The organism is Glaciibacter kafniensis, from assembly GCF_039538945.1.
GTDB lineage: Bacteria > Actinomycetota > Actinomycetes > Actinomycetales > Microbacteriaceae > Cryobacterium > Cryobacterium kafniensis.
This window is the reverse complement of sequence record NZ_BAABCN010000017.1, coordinates 65,674-91,221: the sequence shown is the minus strand read 5'-3', so window position 1 is coordinate 91,221 and position 25,548 is coordinate 65,674. Positions and strand designations below refer to the sequence as shown.

At 66.5% G+C, this 25,548-nt stretch carries 24 protein-coding genes and 1 pseudogene; 8 read left to right on the top strand and 17 right to left on the bottom strand.

From position 1 onward, the window contains the following. Nucleotides 1-98 precede the first annotated feature (98 nt). The 6 genes from ABD791_RS19205 (at nucleotide 99) to ABD791_RS19180 (ending at nucleotide 5,025) form a co-directional block, all read left to right on the top strand. Nucleotides 99-833, top strand: a complete 735-nt coding sequence (locus ABD791_RS19205; RefSeq protein ID WP_345069492.1) for a PspA/IM30 family protein — start codon at nucleotides 99-101, stop codon at nucleotides 831-833. Between the two features lie 138 nt (nucleotides 834-971). Further along, nucleotides 972-1,622, top strand: coding sequence for an NADPH-dependent F420 reductase (locus tag ABD791_RS19200; RefSeq protein WP_345069491.1), 651 nt, complete (start codon nucleotides 972-974; stop codon nucleotides 1,620-1,622). Between the two features lie 36 nt (nucleotides 1,623-1,658). Continuing rightward, nucleotides 1,659-2,492 (top strand): arginase family protein, encoded by an 834-nt coding sequence (locus ABD791_RS19195; RefSeq protein ID WP_345069490.1) that lies wholly within the window; start codon nucleotides 1,659-1,661, stop codon nucleotides 2,490-2,492. A 77-nt stretch (nucleotides 2,493-2,569) separates the two neighbouring features. Beyond that, complete coding sequence (locus ABD791_RS19190) at nucleotides 2,570-4,018, top strand: dihydrolipoyl dehydrogenase family protein (protein WP_345069489.1); 1,449 nt, start codon at nucleotides 2,570-2,572, stop codon at nucleotides 4,016-4,018. 104 nt (nucleotides 4,019-4,122) lie between these two features. Beyond that, nucleotides 4,123-4,482 carry a Fe-S oxidoreductase gene (locus ABD791_RS19185; protein WP_345069488.1) on the top strand — a complete coding sequence of 120 codons (360 nt, stop codon included), beginning with the start codon at nucleotides 4,123-4,125 and terminating at the stop codon, nucleotides 4,480-4,482. Between the two features lie 261 nt (nucleotides 4,483-4,743). Next, on the top strand, nucleotides 4,744-5,025 hold the full coding sequence (locus ABD791_RS19180; RefSeq protein WP_345069487.1) for a GIY-YIG nuclease family protein: 282 nt from the start codon (nucleotides 4,744-4,746) through the stop codon (nucleotides 5,023-5,025). A gap of 212 nt (nucleotides 5,026-5,237) precedes the next feature. Here the strand turns inward: ABD791_RS19180 and ABD791_RS19175 are convergent, their stop codons facing one another. The 10 genes and pseudogenes from ABD791_RS19175 to ABD791_RS19130 form a co-directional block, all read right to left on the bottom strand. Continuing rightward, nucleotides 5,238-6,035, bottom strand: coding sequence for an ABC transporter ATP-binding protein (locus tag ABD791_RS19175; RefSeq protein WP_345069486.1), 798 nt, complete (start codon nucleotides 6,033-6,035; stop codon nucleotides 5,238-5,240). After that, nucleotides 6,035-7,162 (bottom strand): FecCD family ABC transporter permease, encoded by a 1,128-nt coding sequence (locus ABD791_RS19170; protein WP_345069485.1) that lies wholly within the window; start codon nucleotides 7,160-7,162, stop codon nucleotides 6,035-6,037. Before ABD791_RS19170 ends, ABD791_RS19175 begins: the two co-directional genes overlap by 1 nt. Further along, nucleotides 7,159-8,232, bottom strand: a complete 1,074-nt coding sequence (locus ABD791_RS19165) for a FecCD family ABC transporter permease (RefSeq protein ID WP_345069484.1) — start codon at nucleotides 8,230-8,232, stop codon at nucleotides 7,159-7,161. The genes ABD791_RS19170 and ABD791_RS19165 overlap by 4 nt, the downstream gene beginning before the upstream one ends. Nucleotides 8,233-8,260: 28 nt before the next feature. Beyond that, nucleotides 8,261-9,304: an iron-siderophore ABC transporter substrate-binding protein gene (locus ABD791_RS19160; protein WP_345069483.1), complete on the bottom strand. Its 1,044-nt coding sequence runs from the start codon at nucleotides 9,302-9,304 to the stop codon at nucleotides 8,261-8,263. Between the two features lie 100 nt (nucleotides 9,305-9,404). After that, complete coding sequence (locus tag ABD791_RS19155) at nucleotides 9,405-10,424, bottom strand: siderophore-interacting protein (RefSeq protein ID WP_345069482.1); 1,020 nt, start codon at nucleotides 10,422-10,424, stop codon at nucleotides 9,405-9,407. Between the two features lie 66 nt (nucleotides 10,425-10,490). Then, nucleotides 10,491-11,300, bottom strand: coding sequence for an NAD(P)H-binding protein (locus ABD791_RS19150; RefSeq protein WP_345069481.1), 810 nt, complete (start codon nucleotides 11,298-11,300; stop codon nucleotides 10,491-10,493). A gap of 457 nt (nucleotides 11,301-11,757) precedes the next feature. Beyond that, complete coding sequence (locus ABD791_RS19145) at nucleotides 11,758-13,224, bottom strand: catalase (RefSeq protein WP_345069480.1); 1,467 nt, start codon at nucleotides 13,222-13,224, stop codon at nucleotides 11,758-11,760. Between the two features lie 249 nt (nucleotides 13,225-13,473). Continuing rightward, nucleotides 13,474-13,923, bottom strand: a pseudogene (locus ABD791_RS19140) (Fur family transcriptional regulator); the annotation flags it as partial. A gap of 217 nt (nucleotides 13,924-14,140) precedes the next feature. Then, nucleotides 14,141-15,577 carry an amidase gene (locus ABD791_RS19135; protein WP_345069479.1) on the bottom strand — a complete coding sequence of 479 codons (1,437 nt, stop codon included), beginning with the start codon at nucleotides 15,575-15,577 and terminating at the stop codon, nucleotides 14,141-14,143. Between the two features lie 211 nt (nucleotides 15,578-15,788). Continuing rightward, nucleotides 15,789-16,178 carry a hypothetical protein gene (locus ABD791_RS19130; protein WP_345069478.1) on the bottom strand — a complete coding sequence of 130 codons (390 nt, stop codon included), beginning with the start codon at nucleotides 16,176-16,178 and terminating at the stop codon, nucleotides 15,789-15,791. 100 nt (nucleotides 16,179-16,278) lie between these two features. Between ABD791_RS19130 and ABD791_RS19125 the strand changes: the two genes are divergently transcribed. After that, complete coding sequence (locus ABD791_RS19125) at nucleotides 16,279-17,103, top strand: SDR family NAD(P)-dependent oxidoreductase (protein ID WP_345069477.1); 825 nt, start codon at nucleotides 16,279-16,281, stop codon at nucleotides 17,101-17,103. Between the two features lie 16 nt (nucleotides 17,104-17,119). On the opposite strand, the gene ABD791_RS19120 is transcribed toward ABD791_RS19125, so the two are convergent. From ABD791_RS19120 to ABD791_RS19095, 6 genes are all read right to left on the bottom strand, one after another. Beyond that, nucleotides 17,120-17,698: a GNAT family N-acetyltransferase gene (locus ABD791_RS19120; RefSeq protein ID WP_345069476.1), complete on the bottom strand. Its 579-nt coding sequence runs from the start codon at nucleotides 17,696-17,698 to the stop codon at nucleotides 17,120-17,122. Nucleotides 17,699-17,728: 30 nt separating this feature from the next. Further along, complete coding sequence (locus ABD791_RS19115) at nucleotides 17,729-18,457, bottom strand: uracil-DNA glycosylase (protein WP_345069475.1); 729 nt, start codon at nucleotides 18,455-18,457, stop codon at nucleotides 17,729-17,731. A gap of 8 nt (nucleotides 18,458-18,465) precedes the next feature. Beyond that, the gene (locus ABD791_RS19110) at nucleotides 18,466-19,185 is read right to left on the bottom strand and encodes a Type 1 glutamine amidotransferase-like domain-containing protein (RefSeq protein ID WP_345069474.1); all 720 of its coding nucleotides are present in this window, start codon (nucleotides 19,183-19,185) and stop codon (nucleotides 18,466-18,468) included. Between the two features lie 291 nt (nucleotides 19,186-19,476). Next, complete coding sequence (locus tag ABD791_RS19105) at nucleotides 19,477-20,019, bottom strand: DUF1697 domain-containing protein (RefSeq protein WP_345069473.1); 543 nt, start codon at nucleotides 20,017-20,019, stop codon at nucleotides 19,477-19,479. A 132-nt stretch (nucleotides 20,020-20,151) separates the two neighbouring features. Continuing rightward, a complete protein-coding gene (locus ABD791_RS19100) occupies nucleotides 20,152-22,476 on the bottom strand; it encodes an arylsulfatase (protein ID WP_345069472.1) in 2,325 nt (774 codons plus the stop codon). 148 nt (nucleotides 22,477-22,624) lie between these two features. Continuing rightward, nucleotides 22,625-23,137 carry a phosphoribosyltransferase gene (locus ABD791_RS19095; protein WP_345069471.1) on the bottom strand — a complete coding sequence of 171 codons (513 nt, stop codon included), beginning with the start codon at nucleotides 23,135-23,137 and terminating at the stop codon, nucleotides 22,625-22,627. Nucleotides 23,138-23,228: 91 nt separating this feature from the next. Between ABD791_RS19095 and ABD791_RS19090 the strand changes: the two genes are divergently transcribed. Continuing rightward, entirely contained in the window at nucleotides 23,229-24,731 is a 1,503-nt protein-coding gene (locus tag ABD791_RS19090) for an MFS transporter (RefSeq protein WP_345069779.1), read from the top strand. Nucleotides 24,732-24,759: 28 nt separating this feature from the next. On the opposite strand, the gene ABD791_RS19085 is transcribed toward ABD791_RS19090, so the two are convergent. After that, nucleotides 24,760-25,545, bottom strand: a complete 786-nt coding sequence (locus ABD791_RS19085; RefSeq protein ID WP_345069470.1) for an SDR family NAD(P)-dependent oxidoreductase — start codon at nucleotides 25,543-25,545, stop codon at nucleotides 24,760-24,762. Nucleotides 25,546-25,548: the final 3 nt, after the last annotated feature.

The following is a 25,548-nucleotide window of genomic DNA, read 5'->3' as shown; positions in this document are numbered from 1 at the left end:
GGCTGACTCCGACCCTCACATCTGATCGACCACACGACCGACACACACGTATGAACGAAACGCACACCGCAACATCCACTCGAAAGGACACCACCGAAATGGCAAAGCAGTCAATCTTTGGCCGCATCTCCCAGCTGGCGAAGGCGAACATCAACGCACTTCTGGATTCCGCTGAAGACCCCAAGCTCATGCTCGACCAGATGGTGCGCGACTACACCAGCAGCATCGCCGACGCCGAGAGCGCGATCGCCGAGACGATCGGCAACCTGCGCCTGCTCGAGGACGACCACCGCGAAGACATCGAAGCCGCCACCGAGTGGGGCGGCAAGGCCCTCGCCGCGAGCCGCAAGGGCGACGAACTGCGTGCCGCAGGCAACACCGTCGACGCCGACAAGTTCGACAACCTCGCCAAGGTGGCCCTCGGCCGCCAGCTGCAGTCCGAGAAAGAGGCGAAGGCTGCCGAACCGCAGATCGCCTCGCAGACTGCGGTCGTCGAGCAGCTCAAGAACGGCCTGAACGCGATGAAGACCAAGCTGGGTCAGCTGGCGTCGAAGCGCGATGAACTCGTCGCGCGTTCGAAGTCGGCTGCGGCTCAGACGCAGGTGATGGACGCCGTCAAGAGCATCGACATCATGGACCCGACCAGCGAGGTCAGCCGGTTCGAAGACAAAATCCGTCGTGAAGAGGCCAAGGTTCGCGGTGCCAGCGAGCTCGCGGCCTCCAGCCTCGACGCCCAGTTCGAAAGCCTCGATGACTTGGGCGAGCTGACCGAGGTGGACGCCCGCCTGGCCGCTCTCAAGAACCCCGGTTCGGCCGGCGCGATCGGTTCGTAGCACACGATCGGTTCGTAGCACGCGATCGGTCAGTAGCACGCGATCCGTTTGTGACGGTCGTCGCTTCGCAACGCCAACGCGCGGTGTGTTTTCAGGGCCGGCGGGAACATCCCGCCGGCCTTCGTCGTTTGATCAAGCGTGACAATTTTGGGTATCGTCGGCGCCGGGCACATCGGCAGCCAACTCGCACGACTCGGCGTGGCCAGCGGCTACGACGTGGTCATCAGCAACTCACGTGGTCCGGAGACCCTCGGCGACCTGGTGGCAGAGCTCGGTCCGAAAGCGCGAGCGGCGACCGCTGCCGATGCCGCCGCGGCCCGCGACCTCGTGATCGTCACGATTCCGCTGCGTCGCATTCAAGAGCTTCCGGCTGCGGCGTTCGCCGGCAAAGTGGTGATCGACACCAACAACTACTACCCGCAGCGCGACGGAGCGATCGCGGAGCTCGACGACGAATCGTCGACCACCGCCGAATTGCTGCAGAACCATCTGCCGCATTCGCATGTGGTCAAGGCGTTCAACCACATCTACGCGTCGGACCTGCTGACGGATGGCAGCCCGGCCGGCACGCCGAATCGGCGAGCGTTGGTCGTCGCCGGCGACGACGCCGCGGCGCGTCACGCCGCCTCGGCGCTGCTCAACCAGTTCGGATTCGACACGCTCGATCTCGGCCCACTCGCCGAGGGCTGGCGCATTCAGCGGGACACCCCCGGCTACGGAGTGCGGCTCACACTCGACGAACTGCGCACCGCCGTCGCTGCTGCCCAGCGCTATCGCGACATGTCGTAATGGCGCTGCGCAGAGTTCTAAGAGCATACTGAAGGGGTGTCTCCCACCTTCGTTGTCGTGCCGCAATGGCAAGGTTCTGTTTCTCCGCGCGCGATGCGCTTGGCCGACGGGGCGGAGGCGATTCGAGGCGATTTGCCGACCTCAGCCACCGTCGTCGTCGCAGTTCCGGTGGAGGCTGGCGACGCCGAAGACACCGGAATCAACCGCTTCTCCACACTCGTTCTGGTGAGGAATGCCCAGGCGGCAGTGCTTCGCGCGAGCGCCGACTGGGCGCTGACGATCGGTGGTGACTGCGGGGTGTCGCTCGCCGCTGTCGAACACGCATCGCGGCAGCATCCGGGCGACGTCGCCGTGGTGTGGCTGGATGCCCACCCCGATCTGCACACGCCGGCGTCGTCACCCTCTGGCGCATTCACCGGCATGGTGTTGCGGGCGATCAGCGGCGAAGGAGCCAATGGTTTGGCGCTCGGCACCTCGACCGCGATCCCCCTCGACCGGGTCGTGCTTGCCGGCACTCGCGACATTGACGCGGCAGAGGCAGAGCTGATCCGCACGCACTCGATTGCGATGATCGACGCCGAAGATCTCAGCACCGCCGACGCCCTCGTCGAGGCCGTGCGTCACACCGGTGCCACGCAGGTCTATCTGCACATCGACCTCGACGTGCTCGATCCGGCAGAGCTGAACGGGCTGGCAAACCCGCTGCCGTTCGGCATCAGCGTGGAGGCGCTGACCTCTGCCGTTACAGGGCTGCGCGCGCACTTCGGGCTGGCCGGTGCGACGATCGCGGGGTTCGCCCCTGCCTCCCCCGAGGCGGCGACCGACGATCTGTCGAATGTGTTGCGAATCATCGGTTCGCTGACGCGCTGAGGACGCTGTTGGATCGAGAGGCGTAGGCTAACCGCGCACAGCCACTACGTGGGTGAAACGTATCGGAAGGCGTCGACATGCCAGAACAGACCTATGATCTCATCGTCGTCGGCGGCGGGACATCCGCCGAAAACGTCGCAGACCGCGCGGTGCAGGGTGGTCTGACCGCCGTCATCGTCGAGAGTGAACTCGTCGGTGGAGCCTGCTCATACTGGGCGTGTATGCCGTCGAAGGCATTGATCAGGGCCGGAACGGCACTCGCCGCAGCCCGCCGCGTGCAGGGGGCCGCCGAGGCGATCACCGGGCAGCTGGATGCGATGGCCGCGTTCAGTCGGCGCGACACGATCGTGCACGACTGGTCTGATCAGAGTCAGGTTGACTGGTTGGAGTCGGCGGGCATCGCGCTGGTGCGCGGGCATGGTCGGATCACGGGCACCCGTGAGGTGACGGTCACCGCAGCGGACGGCTCGACAACTGTTCTGACAGCCAAGCACGCTGTCGCGCTCTGCCCCGGTTCGGCGTCGCTGATGCCCGCCATCCCTGGTCTCGCCGAAGTCGAGCCGTGGACAAGCAAGGAGGCGACCTCGGCGCAGGTCGTGCCGCGCACCCTCGCGATCATCGGCGGTGGCACCGTGGCCACCGAGATGGCGACGGCATTCACCGCGCTCGGTTCGACGGTGACGGTCATCGCCCGTGGGCAGCTTCTGTCGGGTCTGGAACCCTTCGCCGGCGAACTCGTCGCCGAAGCGCTGCGACGCGATGGCGCGACGGTGCTCACCGGAGTCAGCGCCAACTCCGCAACCCGCACACTCGACGGCGACATCGCAGTCATCCTCAGCGACGGACGCACCGTCACGGCCAGCGAACTTCTCGTTGCCACCGGCCGGGTTCCGCGCACGGGCGACCTCGGCCTGGAAACCGTCGGCCTGCCACCCGGCCACTGGCTGCAGGTCGATGACACGCTGCTCGTGCAGGGTCACTCCCCCGCCCTCGCCGGCGACTGGCTCTACGCGGTGGGCGATGTCACCAACCGGGCGCTGCTCACTCACCAGGGCAAGTACCAGGCGCGGGCGGCCGGAGATGTGATCGCGGCGCGGGCGGCCGGACGCCGGGTCGACGACGCTCCGTGGGGCGCGCATGTCGCGACGGCCGATCACAGTGCTGTTCCGCAGGTGACATTCACCGACCCAGAGATCGCCTCCGTCGGGCTGACCCAAGCGGCTGCCGAGAAGGCGGGCTATCGCATCCGTGTGCTCGACTACGACCTCAGCTGGCTGGGTGGTGCGACAGTGCTCGCCGACGGCTATGTCGGGCATGCGCGGGCGATTGTCGATGAGGATCGCCGGGTGCTGATCGGGGTGACCTTCGTCGGGCAGGATGTCGCGGAGCTGCTGCATGCCGCCACGATTGCCGTGGTCGGGGAGGTGCCGCTCGAGCGGCTGTGGCACGCGGTGCCGAGCTATCCGACGTTGAGCGAGGTCTGGCTGCGGCTACTCGAGGAGTACGGTCGGCCGACGGGCGCCTGACATCTCGCAGGCGGGCGGGAACGTCGGATAGCCCGGCTGTGCGCCAGCCGCGAACGCGGGCGAACGAGCCGCGGGCATCCGTCTCGACCGCCTACGCTGGGAGCGTGCGCCGCATCTTCTTCGACTCCCCCCTCAGCCGGGCCGGCTACCTCTACGCCACCGCCGTCGGAATCGTCTGGGGCTCAATCTGGAGCACCGGTCGAGTTGAACGGCGCGGCGGATTGATCGTCTTTCGCGGGATGCCCACCTGGGCGTTCGGTCGCGGCGGCTCGTGCGTGGGCGGCTGCTACCTCACCAATCAGAATGTGTCAGACGACATTCTTGAGCATGAGGCAGTGCACAAACGCCAGTGGCAGCGGTACGGCATGGTGTTTCCGTTGCTCTATCTGATCGCCGGGCGCAACCCGTTGAAGAATCGCTGGGAGATCGAGGCCGGTCTCGAAAAGGGTGGGTACCTGCGCTAGGCGGCTGTCTATTTTGTTGGTCGAGGAGCACGCGACGTAGGAGGCCGCGTCTATGAGGTATATGGGCCATTTCGTTGGTCGAGGAGCACGCGACGCAGGAGCGCGCGTCTCGAGACCCGGCGAGCCGATCCTTGAACTCGGGTTGCGTTCGAACATCGGCTCGCGAGGTCTCGAGACACTCGCTGGCGCTCGCTCCTCGACCACCGAAGCGCCTGTGGAGAACTCCAGCAGGAAGCCACGGCATCCGTCACACTCACGGGCATGCCCTACATGTACATCGTGCGGTGCGCAGATGCCACCTACTACGTCGGAAGCACGTGGAACGTGGAGCGTCGAGTCGCTGAGCACGCCAGTGGCGTCGGAGCGGCTTACACGCGGCGGCGGCCCGTCGAACTTGTCTATGCCGAATGGTACGACCGAATTGACGACGCATTCGCTCGGGAGAAGCAGGTTCAGAATTGGTCACGACGCAAGCGCGAGGCTCTGATCACGGGCGATTTCGATGCGCTTCCTGGTCTGAGTGCGCGGGGTCCCTCTCGGTGATCGAAGGCGGTCCCATTTCGTTGGTCGAGGAGGCCGCCCGCGGCCGTCTCGAGACCTCGTGAGTCGACGTTCAAACGCAACCCAAGTCCGAGGATTGGCTCGCGAGATCTCGAGACGCGGCCTCCTGCGTCGGCTGCTCCTCGATCAACGAAACGGTCATATACCTCATAGACACTCGCTGGCGCTCGCTCCTCGACCACCGGTGAAGCTGACTATCGCAACACGGGCCGTGCCACGCGCGGGATGACCATCGGGGTTCCGGCTTGCGGATCGGTGATGACCACGCAGGGCAACCCGAACACATCCTCGATGAGTTCGGCCGTCACGACATCTTGCGGGGCACCGGTTGCCACGATCTGCCCTGCCTTCATCACCACGAGGTTGGTGGCGTAGCGCGCCGCCTGGTTGAGGTCGTGCAGCACGGCAACGAGGGTGCGTCCCTGATTGTGCAATCTCCCGCACAGTTCGAGCACCTCGTATTGGTGTGCGATGTCAAGGAAGGTGGTGGGTTCGTCGAGCAGCAGCAGCTCGGTCTCCTGGGCCAGCACCATGGCGATCCAGGCGCGTTGGCGCTGCCCACCGGAGAGTTCGGTGACGAAGCGCGCCGTCAGATCCGAGATGCCGGTGGACTCGAGCGCCGCCGCCACTGCACGTTCGTCGGCCGACGACCACTGCCGGAGCAGCCCCTGATGCGGGTATCGTCCGCGGCTCACGAGGTCTTTCACCGTCATGGCTTCGGGCGCGATCGGGCTTTGCGGCAGCATCGCGAGCTCCCGTGCCACAGTACGGCTGCGGTATGAACCGATGGGTTGCCCGTCGAGCAGCACCGTTCCGGCCTCGGGCTTGAGGGTGCGCGACAGCGCCTTCAGCAGTGTCGATTTGCCGCACGCGTTGGGTCCGATGATGACGGTGAACCCGCCGTCGGGGATGTCGACACTGAGGTCGTCGACGACGATCCGTTTGTCATAGGCCAGGCGCAGGTGCTCTGCGGCGAGTCGTGACGTGGCCACTAGACCGTTCCCTTCTTCCACTCGCCCAGCAACAGCCAGCCGAGGTAAATTCCACCGAGCGCCGCCGTGAGGATGCCGACCGGCAGCTGCACGGGGAACGGCGACTGTTGGGCGAGCAGGTCGGCGAACGTCAGCAGCAGGGCTCCGGCCAAGGCCGATAGCCCCACGTTCGGGCCGGGTGCCCGCGTGAGCCGCTTCGCGATCTGCGGGGCGATCAGAGCAATGAACGCGACGGGGCCCGCCACGCTCACGGCGGCCGTTGCGAGTCCGATACCGGTCAGGATGCTGAGCAGACGGGTGCCGGCGCTCCTGCCGCCCAAGGCATCCGCTTGCTCATCGCCCATCTCGGCCAGCTGCAGACGACCGCTCAGCAGTAGCGCCAGCGGCAGCAAGACGACAAGAGCGCCTCCGATGATCGCCGCATGCTCCCACGAGCGTGAGGCCAGGCTGCCGTTGAGGTATGACGCCAGCATGGTGGCCTGCTCGAGGCCCGTGCGGGCGATGGCGAACTGCACGAAGGCCAGCGACATCGCCGAGACTCCGATGCCGACCAGCAGCATGCGTGTCGGCGAGGCGAAGCCGGTTCCCGTCGCGAAGTAGACCAGTGCCATGGCGACACAGGCGCCGATGAGCGCGCCGACCGGCAGCGGCACGATGCCGGTCCACATCACGCCGAACGCGGCGGCACCGGCGGCCGCCCCCGAGGTGAGGCCGATGACATCCGGGCTGCCGAGCGGGTTGCGGGTGACGGTCTGAAACAGCGTTCCGGCCACACCGAATGCTGCGCCCGCTGCAACGGCCACCACGAGACGGGGTCCGCGGATGACGCCGAGCACGATCTGATCGGTGCCGGTCGCCTGCCCGAACAGCGCAGACGCCAGGCCGGGCAACGAGACGCCGAGCGTGCCCAGCGTGAGGGCGAGCACCCCGACAATGAGGATCGCGAGCACGAGAAGCGCCGCAATGATCAAGCTGCGACGCCGCACCCGCAGGCTCAGCCAGCTGCCGATGCGTAGTGTCGACTCACGGGCGGGCGAGGCTTGCCGCTGCGACGGGGCCTCTGCCCGCGTCTGTTTCTGGAGCGGTGACGGCATCCGCTCGTGCGAGACTCGTGACGCTCCACTCATGCGCGCACCTTCATCCGGCGCACGGCAACGATCAGGATGGGGGCACCGACGAACGCGGTGATGATGCCGACCATGAGCTCGGCGGGGCTCGCAATCACCCGGCCCAGGATGTCGGCGAGCAGCAGCAGGGCGGGCCCGGCCAGCAGACAATATGGCAGCAACCACCGGTGGTCGCTGCCCGTCACCGACCGCACGATGTGCGGCACGGCCAGGCCGACGAAGGCGATCGGGCCGACAGCGGCGGTGGCCGCTGCACAGAGCAGTGTGGTCGCGATCGCCCCCAGGATGCGGGTGCGCCCGACATGCGCGCCCAACGCGCTCGCCGTCTCGTCGCCCAGCGCGAGCGCATTCAGCGACCCGGCCAGACCGAGCGCGAGGGCCAGGCCCACGAGCACGAAGGGCAGCACGTCAACGATCAGGTGCGGGTCGCGGCCGGCGAGCGAACCGATCACCCAGAACCGGTAGCTGTCGAAGACCTTCGGAAAGCTCAGCGTGATGGCCTGGATGTAGGCGGCCAGCACCGCTCCCACCACCACGCCCGCGAGCACCAGGCGCACGGGAGTTGCACTCCCCGTCACCGAACCGAGCAGGTACACGACGACGACCGCAATCAGGGCGCCGGGCAGGGCCACCCAGACGGTGGTTGCCGCAGAACCTGCGCCGAAGAAAGCGGATGCCGTGACGATGGCCGCCGCCGCCCCGGCATTGACCCCGAAGAGCCCGGGATCGGCCAGCGGATTGCGCGTGATGCCCTGCATCACGGCGCCGGCCACGGCGAGGCTCGCCCCGGCCAGGAGACCAAGCAGGGTGCGCGGGATGCGGCTGGCGACGACGGTATCCGCGTACGTGTCGCCCGGATTGAAGAGTGCGCCGATCACGTCGGGGAGCGGCACGTACTTGTTGCCGATCGCCAGGCTGAGCAGAATCACGACGACGAGCACCACTGCCAGCACGACGAGCCCGGCGGCCAGGCCGAGTTTCGGCACTCGGCGCGGGCGACGCTCGCGTGCGCGACGATCCGGCGCAGGGGTTGCTGCGCCGGATCGATCGAGTGACGTGGTGTCAGTCATAGTGCTTCGTGGAGGTGCGGCCTGGCCGTTACTTCGCGACCTTCGCTGCGGCATCCTGAATCATCGGAATGTACGCGTCGAGTGCCCACGGCACGCTCAGCGGGGTCAGCAGGCTCGAGGCCATCGCCAGCTGGTTGTCGACGTTGGGCACGTAGGAGCCCCTGGCGAATGCCGGAATCTGCGCGAAGAGCGGCTGCGCCTCGATCGCCTTCTGGTTGTCGGCGTCGTTGAACCAGGTGAAGAGCACATCAGCGTCGTTGAGCAGGTCGGCCTGTTCGAGGCCCACCGTCGACGCGAAGGTGCCGGCCGTGAGCGGAACGGCGGCGACGGCCGGGTCAAGCGTCAGCCCGAGGCCCGAAACCAGGTCGACACGCGGGTCGCCGGCTTGGTAGAAGGCGAGCTGGCCGGGTTCTGCCGTGTAGACATAAGCGAAGCTGAGGTCGGCGAACTCCGGGTTCGCTGCGGCAGCCGTGGCGAGTTGGGTCGAGATGCCGTCGATCAAGTCGTCGGCTTGCGCGCTCTTGCCGAGCGCCGTGCCGATGATGCTGATCTGGTCATCCCAGCTCGTCTGCCACGCCTCGCCGGGGTAGGCCACCGTCGGCGCGATCGCCGACAGCGTCGAGAAGTCTTCAGCGGTGATGCCGGACTGCGGGGCCAGGATGAGGTCGGGCTTCAACGCGAGGACCGCTTCGACGTCGACCTCGGGGTAGACATTGAACGTCTCGGGCAGGTCGGCACCGGATGTCTCGATGGCGTCACGCACCCACGGAAAGTAGAGGTCTTCGTCGCCGCCCCAGGTGGCTGCTTCGACGCCGACGGGCGTCTCGCCCAGTGCGACGACGGTATCCGCCGATCCCCAGCCGATCGTCACAATGCGTTCGGGCGCTGCCGGAATCACGGCGTCGCCGAGGGAACTGGCGATGGTGACGGGGAAGGACCCATCGGCCGAGGCATCCGCCGTGGAGTCAGCCGTCGGTCCGGTGGAGCAGCCGGCCAAAACCAGCGCGGCAACGGCAGCGGCGGCGAGGGCAGCCCCGGCGTTCATTCGGCGGGTGAGTGTGTTCCTGGGCACAGGAGGTCCTTTCGTTGACAAGCTGGAGGTGAAAATCTGGAGGTGGTGAAGCGCGGGAGTTCGGTGATCGCCGTCGAGCACTGATCGCCGGTGGAATGCGCTAGTTGAGTTCGGCGCGGCCCGCACGCCAGTAGCCCATGAAGGCAACCTGCCGCCGGTCGATTCCGGTCTCAGAGACCAGGAACCGGCGCAGCATCTTGATCACTCCGGCCTCACCGGCCAGCCAGGCGTAGAGGCCTGAGGCCACATCCGTTGAGGCAGATGCGGATGCGGAGGCAGAGGCAGAGGCAGAGGCAGAGGCAGAGGCAGAGGCGGATGCTGCGTCGGTGACAGGGGCGTCGGGAATCTCCCAGAGAATCTCGGTGTCAACGTCGACGTCGGTGAGCTCGGTCGCGGCGACAACCCGCGAGCTACTGATGAACCTCGAGGTCCACTCCCGCACCGCGGCATCGAGGGCCGAGCCGTGAACACTTGCGGCGGCATCCCGAACGAGCCAGGTCACCTGCACTCCGGCCGGAGCGACCGTCTCGAGGGCGTCAGCGGCGTGAGGCACCTCGATGATCGCGGTGCCGCACGCGTCGGCCGGCAGCGACTCGAGAATGGCGCAAATCGCGGGCGCTGCGGTCTCATCGCCGGCCAGCAGTAGCGTGTTCGCCTCGGCCGGATTCCATTCCACGCCGGAACGGGGAAACTCTCCCCCGGTGGTGGGCCCGACAACGATGAGCTGCTGCCCCACTGTCGCGTTCCCGGCCCATCGCGAGGCAGGACCGCCGTCGCCGTGCATGACGAAATCGATGTCGATCTCGCGCACTGCCGGGCGCACGGCGCGCACTGTGTAGGTGCGAATCGGGTTGCGGGCCGCGTCGGGAAGCTGGCGCCAGGCGTCGTACCAGGTGTCGTCGTCGGGCAGCGGGGAGATCCCGACGCCCGGCAACGGGAGGATGACTTTGACGCGCTGGTCGAGGCCGACCGTGCCGAACTCGTTGAGGTCGGCACCGCTGAAGGTCACCCGGGTGAACGAGTCTGACAGACGCTGGATGCCGGCAACCGAAACGCTGTACGGGCGGTAGCTGGGCTTCGTCGGGCGGGGGGCGAGCTCAGTGACCGTCGAAGTAAGCATGACCTAAGTATGGCATGCCTAACCTAAGGCGACGTCACAATGGCACGAGCCCGCCTCCCTCCTTCGCTATCCCCGCGAACGCAGCTGCTCGGCGACCACCGCCTCGATGCCCTGTGGCTCCCGTGTGAGCAACTCACTCAGGTCAGCGGTTTCGGCCGAGAAAACACCTCTCCGGATCAGCGGAAACAAGACGCTGAATGCACCAGTCTCCGCATCGGTCACCAGTTCGTGGCGGATCGGTTGGTGCGTCAGCCGCGAGAGAGTCGAGGCCATCTCGTCGAAGGTCCAGGCCGGCCCGCGCAACTCCCACATCACTTTGCTCGGCGGGTCGATCAAGGCGGTCACGGCCGCCGCAGCGAGATCCGCGATCGAGGTGGTCACGATCGAGCCTCCGGCGCTGGCCGAGCGTACCGCGCCAGTTCGGGAGTCCTCGATCGCACGGGCAACGAACGGATCAGTGTAGAGCCCGTTGCGCAGGATGGTGTGGCCCAGCCCGCTGGCGCCCAGCGCTGTTTCGGCGGTGGTATGCCCTGGATCATGCGGAGCTCCCATCGCACTCGTGTAGACGACGTGGCCGACGTCGGCCACGATCGCCGCCTCAATCACTGCCCGATGCTGGCTGCTGCGCACCACCGGGTCGAGAATCGGGCTCGACACGAACAGCAGGCGGTCGACGCCGACGAAGGCGTCGCGCAGCGTGGCGGGCTCGGAATAGTCGGCGCGGTGGGCCGCGACGCCATTCATTGACAGCCGGGCTGCGTCGTGGTCGGTGCGCGCCAGCACGCGGATGTCGCTGGACGACACGTGAGAATGCAGGCCGCGCAGCGCGGCGCCGCCGAGGCGACCGGTTGCGCCGGTGACGAGAAATGTAGTCATGGAGTACTCCAGGGTGAGGGATTGTGTGAACGATGGCGGATGCGGAACTCGCGAGGGGAGTTCCGTCCGACGGCACACAGAATCGCCATCCCTGGTCGGCTGAGCCGACGACGTCTACGGATGGTGTTGATTAGGCAACACGCTGAAAGAGCATTCGGGTCAAGACTAGTGCCGGCCGGCTGCCCGGTCACTCAGGTCACGAAGTCACGAGGTCACGAAGTCACGAGGTCACGAGGTCACGAGGTCGCCGGCGCGCAGCTTGGCGTCGCCGAGCAGCAGGGATGCGAACGCGACGACGAGCAGGATCACGGCCAGTGCGATCATCGCCGCGCCGCGCATCCGTCGCCCGCCCGACACTTGCCGTATCGCTGGATGCCAGGTGTGTGAAACGACGAACGCCCGACCTTGGACAGGTCGGGCGTTCGTTGCGCTTCAGACGCGGCAGTGCAGAACCGAATTACTCGGCGGCACCGACCAGGTCGACGGCCTCGAGGTTCGAGCGCAGGGCTGCGCCGAGCTCTGCATCAACGCTTGTCCAGTACCAGATAGCGCGCTCGCGCACCTCGGGACGCGTGACGCCGCTGATTGCATCGGTGATGGTCACCAGGAAGCGCGCCTTGGCCGCGTCATCGAAGACGTCGCGGTAGAGCGTTCCGGCCTGGCCGAAGTCGCTGTCCTCCGAGCGCAGAACCGCAGCGGCACGCAGCAGTTCGCCGTCGTTCTCCCAGCCACCGGTGCCGGCTGCTACCGGGTCAGCGGCGGGTCCGCCGAGCGAGTTCGGCGCGTAGACCGGGGTGTTCGCCGAGTTGAAGCCGTGGCGAGCTGCGCCATCCTGTGAGTAGTTGTTCACCGGAGCGATCGGCGAGTTCACCGGGATCTGGTTGTAGTTGGCGCCGAGGCGGTAGCGCTGGGCATCCGGGTACGAGAAGATGCGGGCCATCAGCATCTTGTCGGGGCTGGCGTCGATTCCGGGAACCAGGTTCGCGGGCGACAAGGCCACCTGCTCGATCTGCGCGAAGAAGTTCTCCGGGTTGCGGTCGAGGGTGTGCGTGCCGATCTTGATCAGCGGGAAGTCGGCGTGCGGCCAGACCTTCGTGACGTCGAACGGGTTGAAGCGGTAGGTCTTGCCCTCTTCGTAGGGCATGACCTGCACGTGCACATCCCACGACGGGAAGTTGCCGGCCTCGATGGCCTCGTAGAGGTCGCGGCGGTAGTAGTCGGCGTCGGCACCGGCGATGAGCTCGGCTTCGGTTCCGTCGATCTCGATGTTGCCCTGGTTCGACGTGAAGTGGTACTTCACCCAGAAGCGCTCGCCCGCTGCATTGATCCATTGGTAGGTGTGCGAGCCGAAGCCGGGCATTTCACGCCAGGAGCGCGGAAGGCCACGGTCGCCCATCAGGTACGTGACCTGGTGTGCGGATTCCGGCGAGAGGGTCCAGAAGTCCCACTGCATGTCGGCGTCGCGCAGGCCACTGCCCGGCAGGCGCTTCTGCGAGTGGATGAAGTCAGGAAACTTGATGCCGTCGCGGATGAAGAACACCGGGGTGTTGTTTCCGACGATGTCGTAGTTGCCTTCGGTCGTGTAGAACTTGACCGAGAAGCCGCGCACATCGCGCCAGGTGTCGGGCGAGCCCTGCTCGCCGGCGACGCTGGAGAAGCGCTGCATGGTCTGGGTGACGGTGCCCGGCTGGAAGACAGCAGCGCGAGTGTAGGCCGACACGTCACCGGTGACCTCGAAGGTGCCGAATGCTCCGCCGCCCTTGGCGTGCACGATGCGCTCCGGGACACGCTCACGGTTGAACTGCGCGAGCTTCTCGACCAGGTAACGGTCGTGCAGCGCGGTGACGCCGTCGGTACCGACGGTCAGCGAGTGGTCGTCGCTGGCAACCGGGGTACCGGTCTGGGTGGTGGTGGGTTCAGTCATTCTGATCCTTATCTCGAATGGTTGCGATGGGCAGATGAGGCAAAGAAAGTCGTGGGTCTAGGGCGCGGATGCGTCGGCCTGAGTGGGCGCGGCGGGCGCGGGTGCCGCGTGCGCGGGTGCCGCGGGCGCGGGTGCCGCGGATGGGGCGGATGGGGCGGATGGGGCGGATGCGGCAGCGGGGGCGGGTGCGGGTGCGGGTGCGGGTGCGGGTGCGGGTGCGGGTGCGGCAGCAGGTGCGGCTGTTACGCCGGATGCGGCGGACGCCTGGCACGCGGCACAGAGGCCCCAAAACGTGACCTCGGCAGTGTGGATTGCGAATCCGCCGGTGTCAGACGGAGTCAAGCACGGGGCTCCCCCGACGACGCAGTCGACATCCTGCACCGCGGAGCAGTGGGTGCAGACCAGGTGGTGATGGTTGTCACCGATGCGGCACTCGTAGAGTGCGGCTGAGCCGGCGGGTTCGATGCGACGCACCAGGCCGGCGGTCGTGAAGGCGGTGAGCACTCCATAGACGGCCTGCAGCGAGGTGCCGGGCAGCTCGGTCGCCACCGCGGCGAAGAGTGTGTCGGCACTCACATGCGGAGTCGCACTGAGCGCACCCAGCACCGATCGACGGGTCGCCGTGACCTTGAGCGACGCCGCACGGATGCGCTCGCTCAGTTCGTCTGCCCCCACGGCATCCGTCACTGTCCCTATCATTCCTCGAATCTATCAGTTGTTTTGAGTAATTCAAAACAACGTCGCCCCGCGTGTTCCGTGTCTCCGTTTTCCGTGTCTCCCATTCGACGGAGATTTTGCTCCCAACAGTCCGAATCGGGCCGAAAAGCGTCTTTTTCGGCTAAATCTCCGTCGAATGGGGACGTGAAGCCGGTCAGCGGAACGGGTCGGTGCACGAAAGGGGCGAGCCGAGGCCCGATCAGGCGCGCGCGATGGCCGGCACCCGGTGCTGCCACCGCAACCGGCGCTCCAGCTGTGCACCGAGCGCGAGCAGAGTCGCCTCTCCACCCGGGCGCCCGATCAGCTGCACGCCCATCGGCAGCCCCTCGGCGGTCTCGAGCACCGGCAGCACGATGGCGGGCAGCCCGCTGACGTTGACCATCGACGTAAAGGGCGTGTATTGCACTTGCTGGGCGAAGTTCGCCTCGCCGTCATGCGCGTCGTACCAGCCGATCGGCCGCGGGGTAAGCGCGAGCGCGGGCGTCAGCACCGCGTCGAACCGCGACAGTTGGCGAATGAACGACCGCTCGTAGACCGAGAGTGCGGCCAGCGCCTCGGCCAGATTACGCGCAGTGAGGGCCCGGCCCCGGTGCATCAGCCAGCGGGTGAGTGGTTCGAGCAGCTGTTCCTGTGCGTCACCCTCCGCCGGGATGCCCGCCGCCCCGGCTTGCCAAATCGTGCGAAACGCCGGGGCATAGCTGTCATCGGGTTCGAGAGTCGTCTCCTCGAGACCATGGCCGAGTGCCGAGAGCTCGGCCACTGCCAGCGCGAGCGCCGCCTGCGCCTCGGGCGCGATCTCGATGGAATACGCGTTGTCCCAGGCCGAGGTGGTCATCACGCCGAGCTGAAACCGACCCTCGCCACGCACGGCCGCTGCCAAGAGCGGTCCGCCGTCGTCGCCCGGCGAACGCAGCGTGAAGTGGTGGTCCGGCCGGCCGCCGAGCGGCGCGATCATCGCGTCGAGCAGCAGGGCGGCATCCGCCACGGTGCGTGCGAGCGGACCGGCAACGGGAAGCCCGGCCAGCTTGTCGACACCGGATGCCGCCGGCACCCGGCCCCGTGACGGCTTGAGCCCGACCAGTCCACAGGCCGCTGCGGGAATACGTACGGAGCCGCCGCCGTCCGAGCCGGGCGCGAAGGGAAGCATCCGTGCGGCAACCGCGACAGCAGCCCCGCCGCTGGAGCCTCCGGAGCCGAGGGAGAGGTCCCACGGGTTGCGGGCCGGCGGCCCGGCCAGGGTCTCGGTATAGGAGGGAAGTCCGAACTCCGGCGTTGCGGTCTTGCCGAGGCTCACCGCGCCCGCGTCGTCGAGAGCCTGCACGAGGTCGTCGGACTCGGTTGGCACGAAGTCGGCCATCAGCCGGGAGCCGAACCGCGCGGGAATCCCCGCCCGTTGCTGAAGATCTTTGTCGCCGATCGGCAAACCCCAGAGGGTCGCGGTGCGGGTGGCCTGGGCGGCAACCTCGGCGGCCCGAGTCCGCGCCGCCGCATCCGTCACGGCGACGAACGCGCCGAGCGCCGGGTTCAGCGAGTTGATGCGGGCGAGGTAGTGCTCGGTCAGTTCAGAGACGCCGATCTCACCCTTCTGCAGCCCCTGCCACTGCTCAAGCGCGGTCAGTTCGTGCAGCTCAGTCATGCCTCGAGCCTACGGCGTGACTCCCTCAAAGCACGGCCCACTCACCGCGTGGCCGCCCACCGCACGCCTCGCTCACCGCACGCCTCGCTCACCGCGTGGCCGCCCACCGCACGCCTCGCTCACCGCACGCCTCGCTCACCGCGTGGCCGCCCACCGCGTGGCCGCCCACCGCGTGGCCCGCCTGCCGCACGGCTCGCCCACTGCGAGGGTGCTACTCAGCGTCGGGGTACCCGCCGAGCTCCGCATCGATCTCGGTCAGCAACCGACCAAACGCTGCGGGAGCGGCGGCGACGACCGACCGTCCGGTGATCGCTCCGGCCCAGTGCGCGATCTGGGCCACATTCAAGATCTCGTGTTCGAGACGCGTACCGCCACCGTCTTCTTCTGGCAGCACCCGGTACTCGCCGCGATACCACCAGTCGCCCTGCACGACGATGAAACGCTCGGCGGGATCGGCAAGAAAGTGCTCGCCGTTCTCGTCGCCGGCGGCCAGCTTCTCGAGCAACACGGCGAAGACGTCATCGGGTTGCGCCTCGAGATGCCCGGCAAATGAACGCAGCACGGTGTGCTTGGCCGGCAGGTCGAGTGGCGCGTGAGTCATGCTCCAATGTTAGGCGCGGCGTCCTGGTGCGACGGCGAAGCTCAGTTCAGCGTTGAAGCCCACTCTGTCGCCGGGCAGCCTCGGCGACTACCCTCAGAGCATGGTGCGCGCACACTTCAACCCGATGGGAACCACCGCGCTGGTCACCGGCGCCTCGAGCGGACTCGGCGTGGGCTACGCGCACGCGCTGGCTGAACGCGGCGCCGACCTGGTGCTCGTGGCTCGGCGGCAAGACCGGCTCGAAGCCCTGGCCGTCGATCTCGCCGAGAAATACGGCGCAACGTCGACCGTCATCCCTCTCGACCTGTCGTTGCCCGATGCCGTCCCGCAGCTGGTCGAGGACCTCCGCACCCGGGCAATCTCCGTCGGCAGCCTCATCAATTGCGCAGGGTTCGGCACCTATGGCAATTTCGTCGACGCGGATGCCCAGCGCGAGATGGAACAGGTCGCCGTCAACGTCGGTGCATTGACCGCTCTCACCCATGCCTTCCTGCCCGATCTGCTGAAGACGGCCATCTCGCATCCGCACGGCGCAGCCCTGGTGAACGTGGCAAGCACCGCCGCCTTTCAACCGGTTCCACGGATGGCCGTCTACGGTGCAACGAAGGCCTACGTCCTGAGTTTCACACAAGCGATCTGGTACGAAACCCGGCGCACCGGTCTCAAGGTGACGACAGTGTGCCCCGGCCCGGTCGACACCGAGTTCTTCGATGTGGCGTTGAACCACGACGCGGCGTTCGGACGCTTCCTCAGCGTCGACGAGGTGATGGCCACCACCTTCGACGCGCTCGACCGCGTGACAACTCCGCTGCATTCCATCAGCGGCACCCAAAACGCAGTGCTCGCCCGATTCGCGACACTCGCTCCGCGGCGTGCGGTTGTCACGGTCACGGGGCGGATGTCGGCACCCGGTCGCACCGGCTAGGGCGAAGTTTGACTCCCTACTTCAAGCTCTTCTGCAGCAGAACCGTGCCGAGCCAACGCTCGAACTTGAAGCCGACCTTGCCCATTCGCCCGATCTCGTGAAAACCGAAGCTCTCGTGCAGCTTGATTGAGGCGTCGGCGCCCTGATCGGCGACCACCGCGATGACCTCGCGCAGGCCAGCGGCTTTCGAGCGGTCGAGCAGTTCGGCGAGGAGCACCCGCCCCAGCCCTTTGCCGGTCGATGCCGGGCCCAGGTAGATGGAGTTCTCGACGGTGAAGCGGAATGCCTTCTTCTGTTTCCACGGGGCAACGAGCGCATAGCCCAGAATCTGCCCACTCGGTGAGACGGCCGCGATGAACGGCATTCCGAGCCGCGAGAGGTAGTAGAACTTCTCCCGCCACTCGGCGAGAGTCATCGTGTCTTCGTCGAACGTGACGGTGCTGTTCTCGACGTAGTGGTTGTAGATCTCCCTGATGTAGGGCAGATCGGGCGCCTCAACCAAGCGCAACGTGTAAGCGAACGGCGCCTCGGGAGCGGGTTCGGGGGCTAGGTGCCGGGGCAGTCGGCGACGCGGCTGGTATTCCTCTTCAAGCACCGTGCAACTCCCTTTCGTTCTTCATCAAGGCTAACCGAGACTCCAGTCGACGCCGACCGCGCCCTGTTCGGTCAGCAGCGCGTTCGCCCGGCTGAATGGGCGTGATCCGAAGAACCCGCGTCGCGCCGACAGCGGGCTGGGGTGCGCCGACTCGATGAGCGGCGTCTGGCCGAAGTGCGGCGCGAGAGCTTGGGCATCCTTGCCCCACAAGATTGCGACGAGCGGGCGCTCCCTGTCGACCAGTGCACGCACCGCCTGATCGGTGACCGCTTCCCAGCCACGTTTGCGGTGTGAACCGGCCTCGCCGGCGCCCACGGTGAGCACACGGTTGAGCAGCAGCACGCCCTGGTCGGCCCAGGCGCTCAGATCGCCGTGCGCGGGCAGCGTGACGCCGAGGTCGTCGTGCAGCTCCCGGTAGATGTTCGACAGGCTCCGCGGCAGCGGGCGCACGGCCGGGTCGACGGCAAACGACAAGCCGATCGGATGCCCCGGCGTCGGGTACGGATCTTGACCGACGATCACGACGCGCACCGCATCGAGCGGCCGGGTGAACACGCGCAGTACGTTCTGGGGCGCCGGCAAGACCTGCCGACCGGCCTCCCGCTCGGCATTCACAAAGCTCTGCACTGCGGTCAGCTCGGAGGCTACCGGCTGCAAGGCCGCCGCCCAGCCGGGGTCGAGCGCCGGCGGGTCGAGCGTAGGAGGCTCGACTACCGGCTGCTCGCCCTCGCGGCCGAAATCCGAATCGAAAAGCTCCACGACAGTGGCTACGCGCCGAAGGTGCTCACGAGCACGCCGCCGTCGGCCTGACTGACTCGCCAGACGCTGCCGGCGCCTTCGACGGCCAATGCGCCCTCGCCGACAACCAACGCCGTGTTTTCGTCGATGGCGAGCCCGCCGTCGACGAGGCCGGCTTCGGTGGCAGCGATCAGCCGGGACAGGTTGCCCCATTGCGCCGCGTGCACCTCAACCGTGACGTCGAGCAGGCCGATTCCCTGCGCGAAGGTCACCTCATCGAGGTCTTCGGAACCGTCTTCGTTGCTGACTTCGACACCGCCGATGCGCCAGCCGCCGATCAGGGCACGCTCGGCCGCAATCGCCGCGCCAGCCGAGAACCCGAGGTACGGGATGCCCGCAGAAACCTGACGACGGATCTCACCGGCGATCGGGGTGATCGCCGTGAGGTAGGCGGGGGTGAGCCCGCCGCCGATGACGATGCCATCGACATCCGCGACGTGGATCAGCTCGGCGAGCCCATCGTGGCCGAGCGTCGTGGTCTTCGCCTCGAACGGGCCGGCTGCGGCGAGCGCCACTCCCAACTGGGCCGCGTGCTCAGCCCCGTCGCCGTCGCGCACTGCGATCACGGCGATGCGTGGCTCGGTGCGGCCTGCCGCCACTCCGCGTGCCGTCGCCTCGGCGACGAACTGTCCGAATACTGCTTCAAAATTCTCGGGGGCCCAGCCGCCGCCTACCAGGTGCACACTCATGGTTCAAGAGTAAGCGGTTGAACCTGGCGGCCGGGCCGACCCTCGTCGCCGGTGCGACAACTCCTCGATGACGGGCTCGCTCTCGGACCGATGGAGATCCTCGTCGGGGACAACGGCTCCGGCAAGTCGACTCTGGTCGGGGGCTCTTCACCTACCTCGACTCGATCGGGGACGAAGGCTCGGTCCATCAACGGAGCCATGGCGAGTCGTTCCTCGACCTCGTGGCCGCGCGGTCCCAGATCCACGGGCTCTGGATACTGAGGCTGACTGCCGAGCGACTCGGCGGCGCGATCAGCCGCCGTCGAGCATCTCGAGGATGCGGGTCGTCGTGCGCCAGCTGCGCACAGTCATCTGCCGAAAGACGGGCATGCCATTCAGACGAGTGATGCGGGTCTTGGTTGCGTGTGCCGCCACCCGCGAGAAGAAGATCGCGCCGGGGCCGAGCGCCACCGAATCGACCCCCTCACGCAGTTCCGGCAGCTCGGCAAATGTCGCCTCGGCGGTGAGCGGATCTTTGAGAAAGTACACATCGCTGCGCAGCTCAGCGGAGCCATGGTTTGCGGGTGCCGCGGCAATCGTGGCGGCGAGTTCATCACGCGACCGCACCACGACGAGGATGGGAATCTCGAACCGTTGCTCAAGCATCCGCTCGATTGCGTCCTCAAGCACAGCCCCAGCCGGGCGGCGTGAGGTGAAGAGCACGTTGCCACTCTGGATGTAGGTGCGCACGTCGTCGTATCCGGCGTCGCGAAAGCAGGCAGCGAGGTCCGGCATTCCAATCAGGTTCTTTCCGCCCACGTTGATCCCGCGCAGCAGCGCGACGAACGACGGCATCAGCGCGCCCGGCGTTCGATTGACCGGCGTTCAAATGGCCGACGTTCAAATGACCGACGTTCAAATGACCGACGTGCGCGCTGAATCGATGTCATTCCCACGTAGTCGCATCGGCGACGACAGCGCACACCACTAGTCGCGCGCCATCGCCGCCTCGAGCATCCGCTCCATATCGATGAACGCATCGTCGCCGACGTGCACCTGCGCCTTGACGATGGTGCCGCCTCGGTAGTCGAAGCCGTGGTCGTACTCTTTGCTGACCGGGTCACCGCTGTCGCGACCGACCGCCAGCCCTTCCCCGCAGAGCGAGAAATGTCCGGTCATCGTGGTCAGCGGGCCCTCGGCCACCACCGCCTCATCGAGGTAGAGTTTCGCGGTTCCAATCGAGACGCCGTACTCTCCCACCGATTCCTTGGCGAACTCGAGGCCGGCGACGTGAGTGCCGACGCCCACCGCAACATCCGAGACAAACTGCGTCTCCGGTGGGATGCCCAAGAAGTTGTAGGCGTAGTACAGCTTGTGATTCTTGATGAACAGAGAATGCCCGCCGAACCGCGAGCCCTGGGCGAAGAGCACACCCTCGGCGTCGGCATCCGTCGCCTCGAACTCGACGGCGATCGTGTACGAGACACCGTGCACGTTGGCCGCCATGCGCTCAGGCACATCGGATGCGCCGGCGTAGTAGGTGTAGGTGCCGCCGGGAGGAATGACCGCCGGGATCTCCATCGCGAGGATCTCCCTCGCCGTCAGGTCGTTGAGCGGCAGCACGTTGTACTTGCCCGCCTCTTCGAACCAGAGCGCGACGAGTTCGGCGACCTTGTCGGGATACTGCTCGGCGAGGTCGACGGCCTCCGAGCGGTCCTCATCGGTGTGGAACAGCTGCCAGACGTCCTTCTCGAAGTGCCCGATTCCCGAGGTGGGGCCGTGCAGGGCAACGACTTTCCAGCCCTCATGCCAGAGGGCGCGGGTGCCGAGCATCTCGTAGTACTGCGTCTGCTTGGTCGTCGGGGCATCGGCCGACGCGAAGGTATACGCCATCGAGACGCCGGGCAGCGGGGTCTGCATGTAGCCGTTGACGACGTCGGGAAACTCGACCCCGAGCGCTTCGAGCAGTGTCGGCACGATGTCGGTGACGTGGTGATACTGGTTGCGCACCTCGCCTCGTGCCGCGATTCCCTTCGGCCAGCTGATCACCAGCGGGTCGGCGACACCGCCCTGGTAGCTGTAGCGCTTGAACATGCGAAACGGCGTCGAGAACGCCATCGCCCAGCCCGTCGGGTAGTGGTTGTAGGTGTCGGGGCTGCCGAGCTTGTCGATCATCGTCAGGTTCTGCGCGATGTCGTCGGGGATCCCGTTGAAGAACTTGCCCTCATTCACCGAGCCGTCTGGGCTTCCCTCACCGGATGCGCCGTTGTCGGCGGCGAACATCACGATGGTGTTGTCGAGCTGACCCGACTCTTCGAGATAGTCGATGATGCGGCCGGTTTCGTAGTCGGTGTACGACGAGAATCCGGCGTAGACCTCGGCCATCCGCGAGAACAGCGCCTTTTCGTCTGCAGACAGCGTGGCCCACGGCCGCACGGAGTCGCTCGGGGCAAAGGTGCCGTCTGGCATCGGGTTGATGTCGGTGATGTCCGTGCCCTCGGGCAGAATGCCGCGCTCGATCATGCGCGGCAACACCCAGTCGCGGTAGGCCTCGTAGCCGTCGTCGAATTGCCCCTTGTACTTGTCGATCCATTCCTGCGGCGCGTGGTGCGGTGCGTGGTTGGCGCCGGGGCAGAAGAACATGTACCAGGGCTTCTCCGGCGCTGTCTGCTGCGAGTCGGTGATGAACTCGATCGCTTTGTCGGCGAGGTCTTTCGAGAGGTGATAGCCGTCGTCAGGCAGGTACGGCTGGTCGACGTTGTGGTTGTCTTCGGTCAGATCGGGGTACCACTGGTTGGTCTCGCCGCCGAGGAATCCGTAGAACCGGTCGAAGCCGCGGGCGAGCGGCCAGTTGCGCTTGGAGGCGCCGGAGTGCCATTCGTCGATCGGCACGTTGTGGTTCTTGCCCACCCAGAAGGTGTTCCAGCCCTTCTCGCGCAGCACCTCGGCGAGAAACGCGTTCTCGAACGGGATATGAGAGTTGGCCCCCGGATAGCCCGTCGCGCCCTCCGAAATCGACGCGAAGCCGTTCTGGTGGTGTGTGCGGCCGGTCAGAAAACTCGACCGGGTCGGCGAGCAGAGCGCCGTCGTGTGCCACTGCGTGTACGTCAGCCCGTTCGCCGCGAGCCGGTCCATCGTCGGCATCGCAATGCGCCCGCCGTAGGGCGACCAGGCAGCCATTCCGGTGTCGTCGAACAGAATGATCAAGACGTTCGGCGACCCGTCGGGTGCCCGGTCTGCCGTGTAAGGCGTCCAATCCGGAACCGAGTCCCTGATGTCCAGATTGATAATGCCGCCGAACTTCTTCGCCATTGCGCTCTCCTCCGTCAGTGAATAACTGCGCGTGCGAGGCAGAATCCATGTGCAGAGTTGTTCGGCCCCGGATGCGGCACCATGCTATTCCCGAGTGAGAAAGCGCGGTATCACCCTTTATTGACGAGCCAGAGGAGCACCCGGGCGGTTAGGCGACCTGCACCGGCGGCAGCGCCGACCACGGAAAGACGATCCAGCCGTCGGTGGTGCGCCAGGTGAAGTGGGGCACGTGCACGGTCCGCGGCTTCGTATACAGCGTCGCCGTGCGCACCTCCATCGCCGTTTCGCCGAGCAGCCCCACGACGAGGGCGAGTGTGTGACCCGAGTCCGAGACGTCGTCGACGAGCAGCACGCGCTTGCCGGCGAGCGCGGGCGCGTCGAGCATCGGCGCTGAAAGCACGGGCTTCGGCAACCGCTCGTCGACGCCGGTGTAGAACTCGACGTTGATGCTGCCGCAGTTCTTGGTGCCGAGGGCGTAGGAGATCGCGCCGGCGAGCAACAGGCCTCCGCGCGCGATCGCGATCACGACATCCGGTTTGAAGCCGCTCGTCAACACCGCTTCGGCGAGTTCACGGGAGGCGTCGGCGAAATCTGACCATTGCAGAATCTCTTTGATCGTTGTCGCATCGGAAGTTGCCGCATCGCCTGCATCGAAAGTCATCCCTCATGGTAATTCGACCGGGTTGTGAAACCGAAAACGCGATGCCCCGCCTGCCCCGTAGCGGCCGCGGTGCCGCTAGCATCCGTGAATGATGTCTTTCGTGAAGGGCCCCACAACGATGCGGGGCTCAGCAATCGGTGTGACCGCCAGCCTGGTCGGATTCCTCTTTGTGGTGGAGATCACCAGCGGCATCCTGCAGGGCTACTACGTTCCGCTGATTCCCGACCTGGTGACGCATCTCGGCATCCACGACGCCGACTTCAACTGGTTCGAGGCCTCGCAGCTACTGCTCTCAGCCATCGTTGTGCCGTTTCTCGCCAAGCTCGGCGACATGTATGGCCACAAGCGCATCCTGCTCGCCTCAACGGTGCTGACCGCCGGGGCGACCTGGTGGCTCGCCTTCGCCGGAGACTTTTGGAGTTTTCTCTTCGCCTGGGCACTGCAGGGCTTCTATGTGGTCTGGCTGCCACTCGAAGTGGCATTGATCTTCGACCGTGGACGTCGCACCAACACTGGAGCCTCGCAAACCCGCCGGGCCGCCGGGCTGCTCGTCGTCGCACTGGAGGCGGGAGCGATCATCGGGGCGCTGAGCGCCGGCCGCATCTTCGCCGCGCTCGGCGAGGACATCACGCTGACCCTCTTCTTGCCGGCGATCGCCGTCACCCTCGTCTTCTTCGCGATTCTCTTCGGGGTGCCGGAGTCCGAGCCGCTCGGCGGCCGGTCGCTCGACCCGCGCGGCTTCCTGATGCTTGCCGGCGGCCTACTGCTGATCACATCGGGGCTCACCTTCCTGCGTCTGAACGGGCCGGACACCTGGTGGGTCTGGGCGCTCATTCTGGCCGGTGTCGCCAGCTTCATTCCGTTCGGCAAATTCGAGCTCAAGCAGAAAGACCCGGCGATCGACCTGCGCGTACTGCGTCAGCCCAACATGTGGCCGGTGCAGCTGACGGCCGGACTGATCGGCATCAGTCTGCTGGGCGCGCAGGCGCCGCTGGCCACCTACGCCGGCACCGACCGCGCCAACGGCTACGGGCTCGGGCTCGACGCCTCCGACATCTCGACTCTGATCGGCGCCTACCTGATCTCGATGATCGTCGGCGCGCTCCTCTTTCCTCTCGTGTCGAAGTGGACGACCCCGCGCATCGCATTGATCATCGCCACCTTCTTGATGGCACTCGGCTATCTGATGTTCTTGCCATTCCACCTCGAAACCTGGCAGGTATTCCTGAACATGGCCATCGCCGGCATCGGCTCCGGTGCGCTGGTCGGCGCATTGCCGGCCGCCGCAGCCGCCGCAGCACCCCGCGGTCAGACCGGCATCGCGGCCGGGCTCACCAACACCACCAAGACCATCGGTGGCTCGTTCGCCTCGGCCACGTTCGGCGTGGTGTTGTTGATGGGCGCGGCAACCGCCGTCACGTCCACCGCGGCGAGCCTCTTCGGCTACATGCTCGTCTGGACGATCTGTGGCCTCGGCGCGCTCGTCGCCGGCGTTCTGCTGTTCTTCGTGCCGAAGCTGTCATTCGCGGATGTCGCGCCCGACGAGGATCTGCCGGCCGCGCGTTCGACGGTCGAGCCGGCCGAGATCCCGTGACCCGAGTTCTGGCGCGGAGAATCCCGAGCTAAGCCTCCGGACGCACCGAGAGCGCACCCCGCGCCAGCCGCGACGGCGCCGCCTGCGCCACCGGCTTGATCGTGATCAGGTCGAGATTCACATGCGGAGCACGCTCGACCGCGTCGACGATCGTGTCGGCAATGTCCTCAGCGGTCAACGGATTCGGCACGTTCTCATACGGCGCGGCCGCCTTGACCGCGTCACCGCCGAATCGCACCAGACCGAACTCATCGGTTTTGACCATTCCCGGTGCGACCTCAATCACCCGAATCGGCTCTCCGTTCAGCTCAAGCCGCAGCACCTCCATCAAGGCGTGCGCCGCGAACTTCGCCGCGTTGTAGCCGCCCCCACCGAGATAGGCGACGTGTCCGGCAATCGATGTCACGGTCAGAATGTCGGCAGAGCCGCCCTCCGCCGCAATGGTGCGGCGCAGCAGCGGAAGCACCGCACTCGTCACGCGTTTCACCGCCAACACGTTGATCTCGAACATCCAGGCCCAGTCCTCGACCGCCGAGTCTTCGACGCTGTCGAGCCCCATCGCGCCGCCGGCATTGTTCACCAGCGCATGCAGCGGGCCGGATGCAGCGAGATAGTCCTGCAGCGCATCGACGTCATTCTGCACGGTCAGATCGGCGACGAACACCGCCGCGCCGGTCTCCGCGGCGAGCGCCGCCAACTTGTCAGCACGCCGGGCCACCCCGACCACATCCCACCCGTGCTGCCGGAACAAGCGCACGGTAGCCGCCCCGATTCCCGAACTTGCACCCGTCACCACAACTCTGCGTGTACCCATTCC

Coding starts and splice junctions, on each gene's coding strand:
- ABD791_RS19165 (WP_345069484.1), bottom strand. CDS start 8,232: ATGACTGACACCACGTCACTCGATCGATCCGGCGCAGCAACCCCTGCG.
- ABD791_RS19100 (WP_345069472.1), bottom strand. CDS start 22,476: ATGGCGAAGAAGTTCGGCGGCATTATCAATCTGGACATCAGGGACTCG.
- ABD791_RS19110 (WP_345069474.1), bottom strand. CDS start 19,185: ATGAGTGTGCACCTGGTAGGCGGCGGCTGGGCCCCCGAGAATTTTGAA.
- ABD791_RS19190 (WP_345069489.1), top strand. CDS start 2,570: ATGCCAGAACAGACCTATGATCTCATCGTCGTCGGCGGCGGGACATCC.
- ABD791_RS19125 (WP_345069477.1), top strand. CDS start 16,279: ATGGTGCGCGCACACTTCAACCCGATGGGAACCACCGCGCTGGTCACC.
- ABD791_RS19130 (WP_345069478.1), bottom strand. CDS start 16,178: ATGACTCACGCGCCACTCGACCTGCCGGCCAAGCACACCGTGCTGCGT.
- ABD791_RS19095 (WP_345069471.1), bottom strand. CDS start 23,137: ATGACTTTCGATGCAGGCGATGCGGCAACTTCCGATGCGACAACGATC.
- ABD791_RS19105 (WP_345069473.1), bottom strand. CDS start 20,019: ATGCCGTCGTTCGTCGCGCTGCTGCGCGGGATCAACGTGGGCGGAAAG.
- ABD791_RS19090 (WP_345069779.1), top strand. CDS start 23,229: ATGTCTTTCGTGAAGGGCCCCACAACGATGCGGGGCTCAGCAATCGGT.
- ABD791_RS19180 (WP_345069487.1), top strand. CDS start 4,744: ATGCCCTACATGTACATCGTGCGGTGCGCAGATGCCACCTACTACGTC.
- ABD791_RS19170 (WP_345069485.1), bottom strand. CDS start 7,162: ATGAGTGGAGCGTCACGAGTCTCGCACGAGCGGATGCCGTCACCGCTC.
- ABD791_RS19135 (WP_345069479.1), bottom strand. CDS start 15,577: ATGACTGAGCTGCACGAACTGACCGCGCTTGAGCAGTGGCAGGGGCTG.
- ABD791_RS19155 (WP_345069482.1), bottom strand. CDS start 10,424: ATGCTTACTTCGACGGTCACTGAGCTCGCCCCCCGCCCGACGAAGCCC.
- ABD791_RS19085 (WP_345069470.1), bottom strand. CDS start 25,545: ATGGGTACACGCAGAGTTGTGGTGACGGGTGCAAGTTCGGGAATCGGG.
- ABD791_RS19150 (WP_345069481.1), bottom strand. CDS start 11,300: ATGACTACATTTCTCGTCACCGGCGCAACCGGTCGCCTCGGCGGCGCC.
- ABD791_RS19145 (WP_345069480.1), bottom strand. CDS start 13,224: ATGACTGAACCCACCACCACCCAGACCGGTACCCCGGTTGCCAGCGAC.
- ABD791_RS19205 (WP_345069492.1), top strand. CDS start 99: ATGGCAAAGCAGTCAATCTTTGGCCGCATCTCCCAGCTGGCGAAGGCG.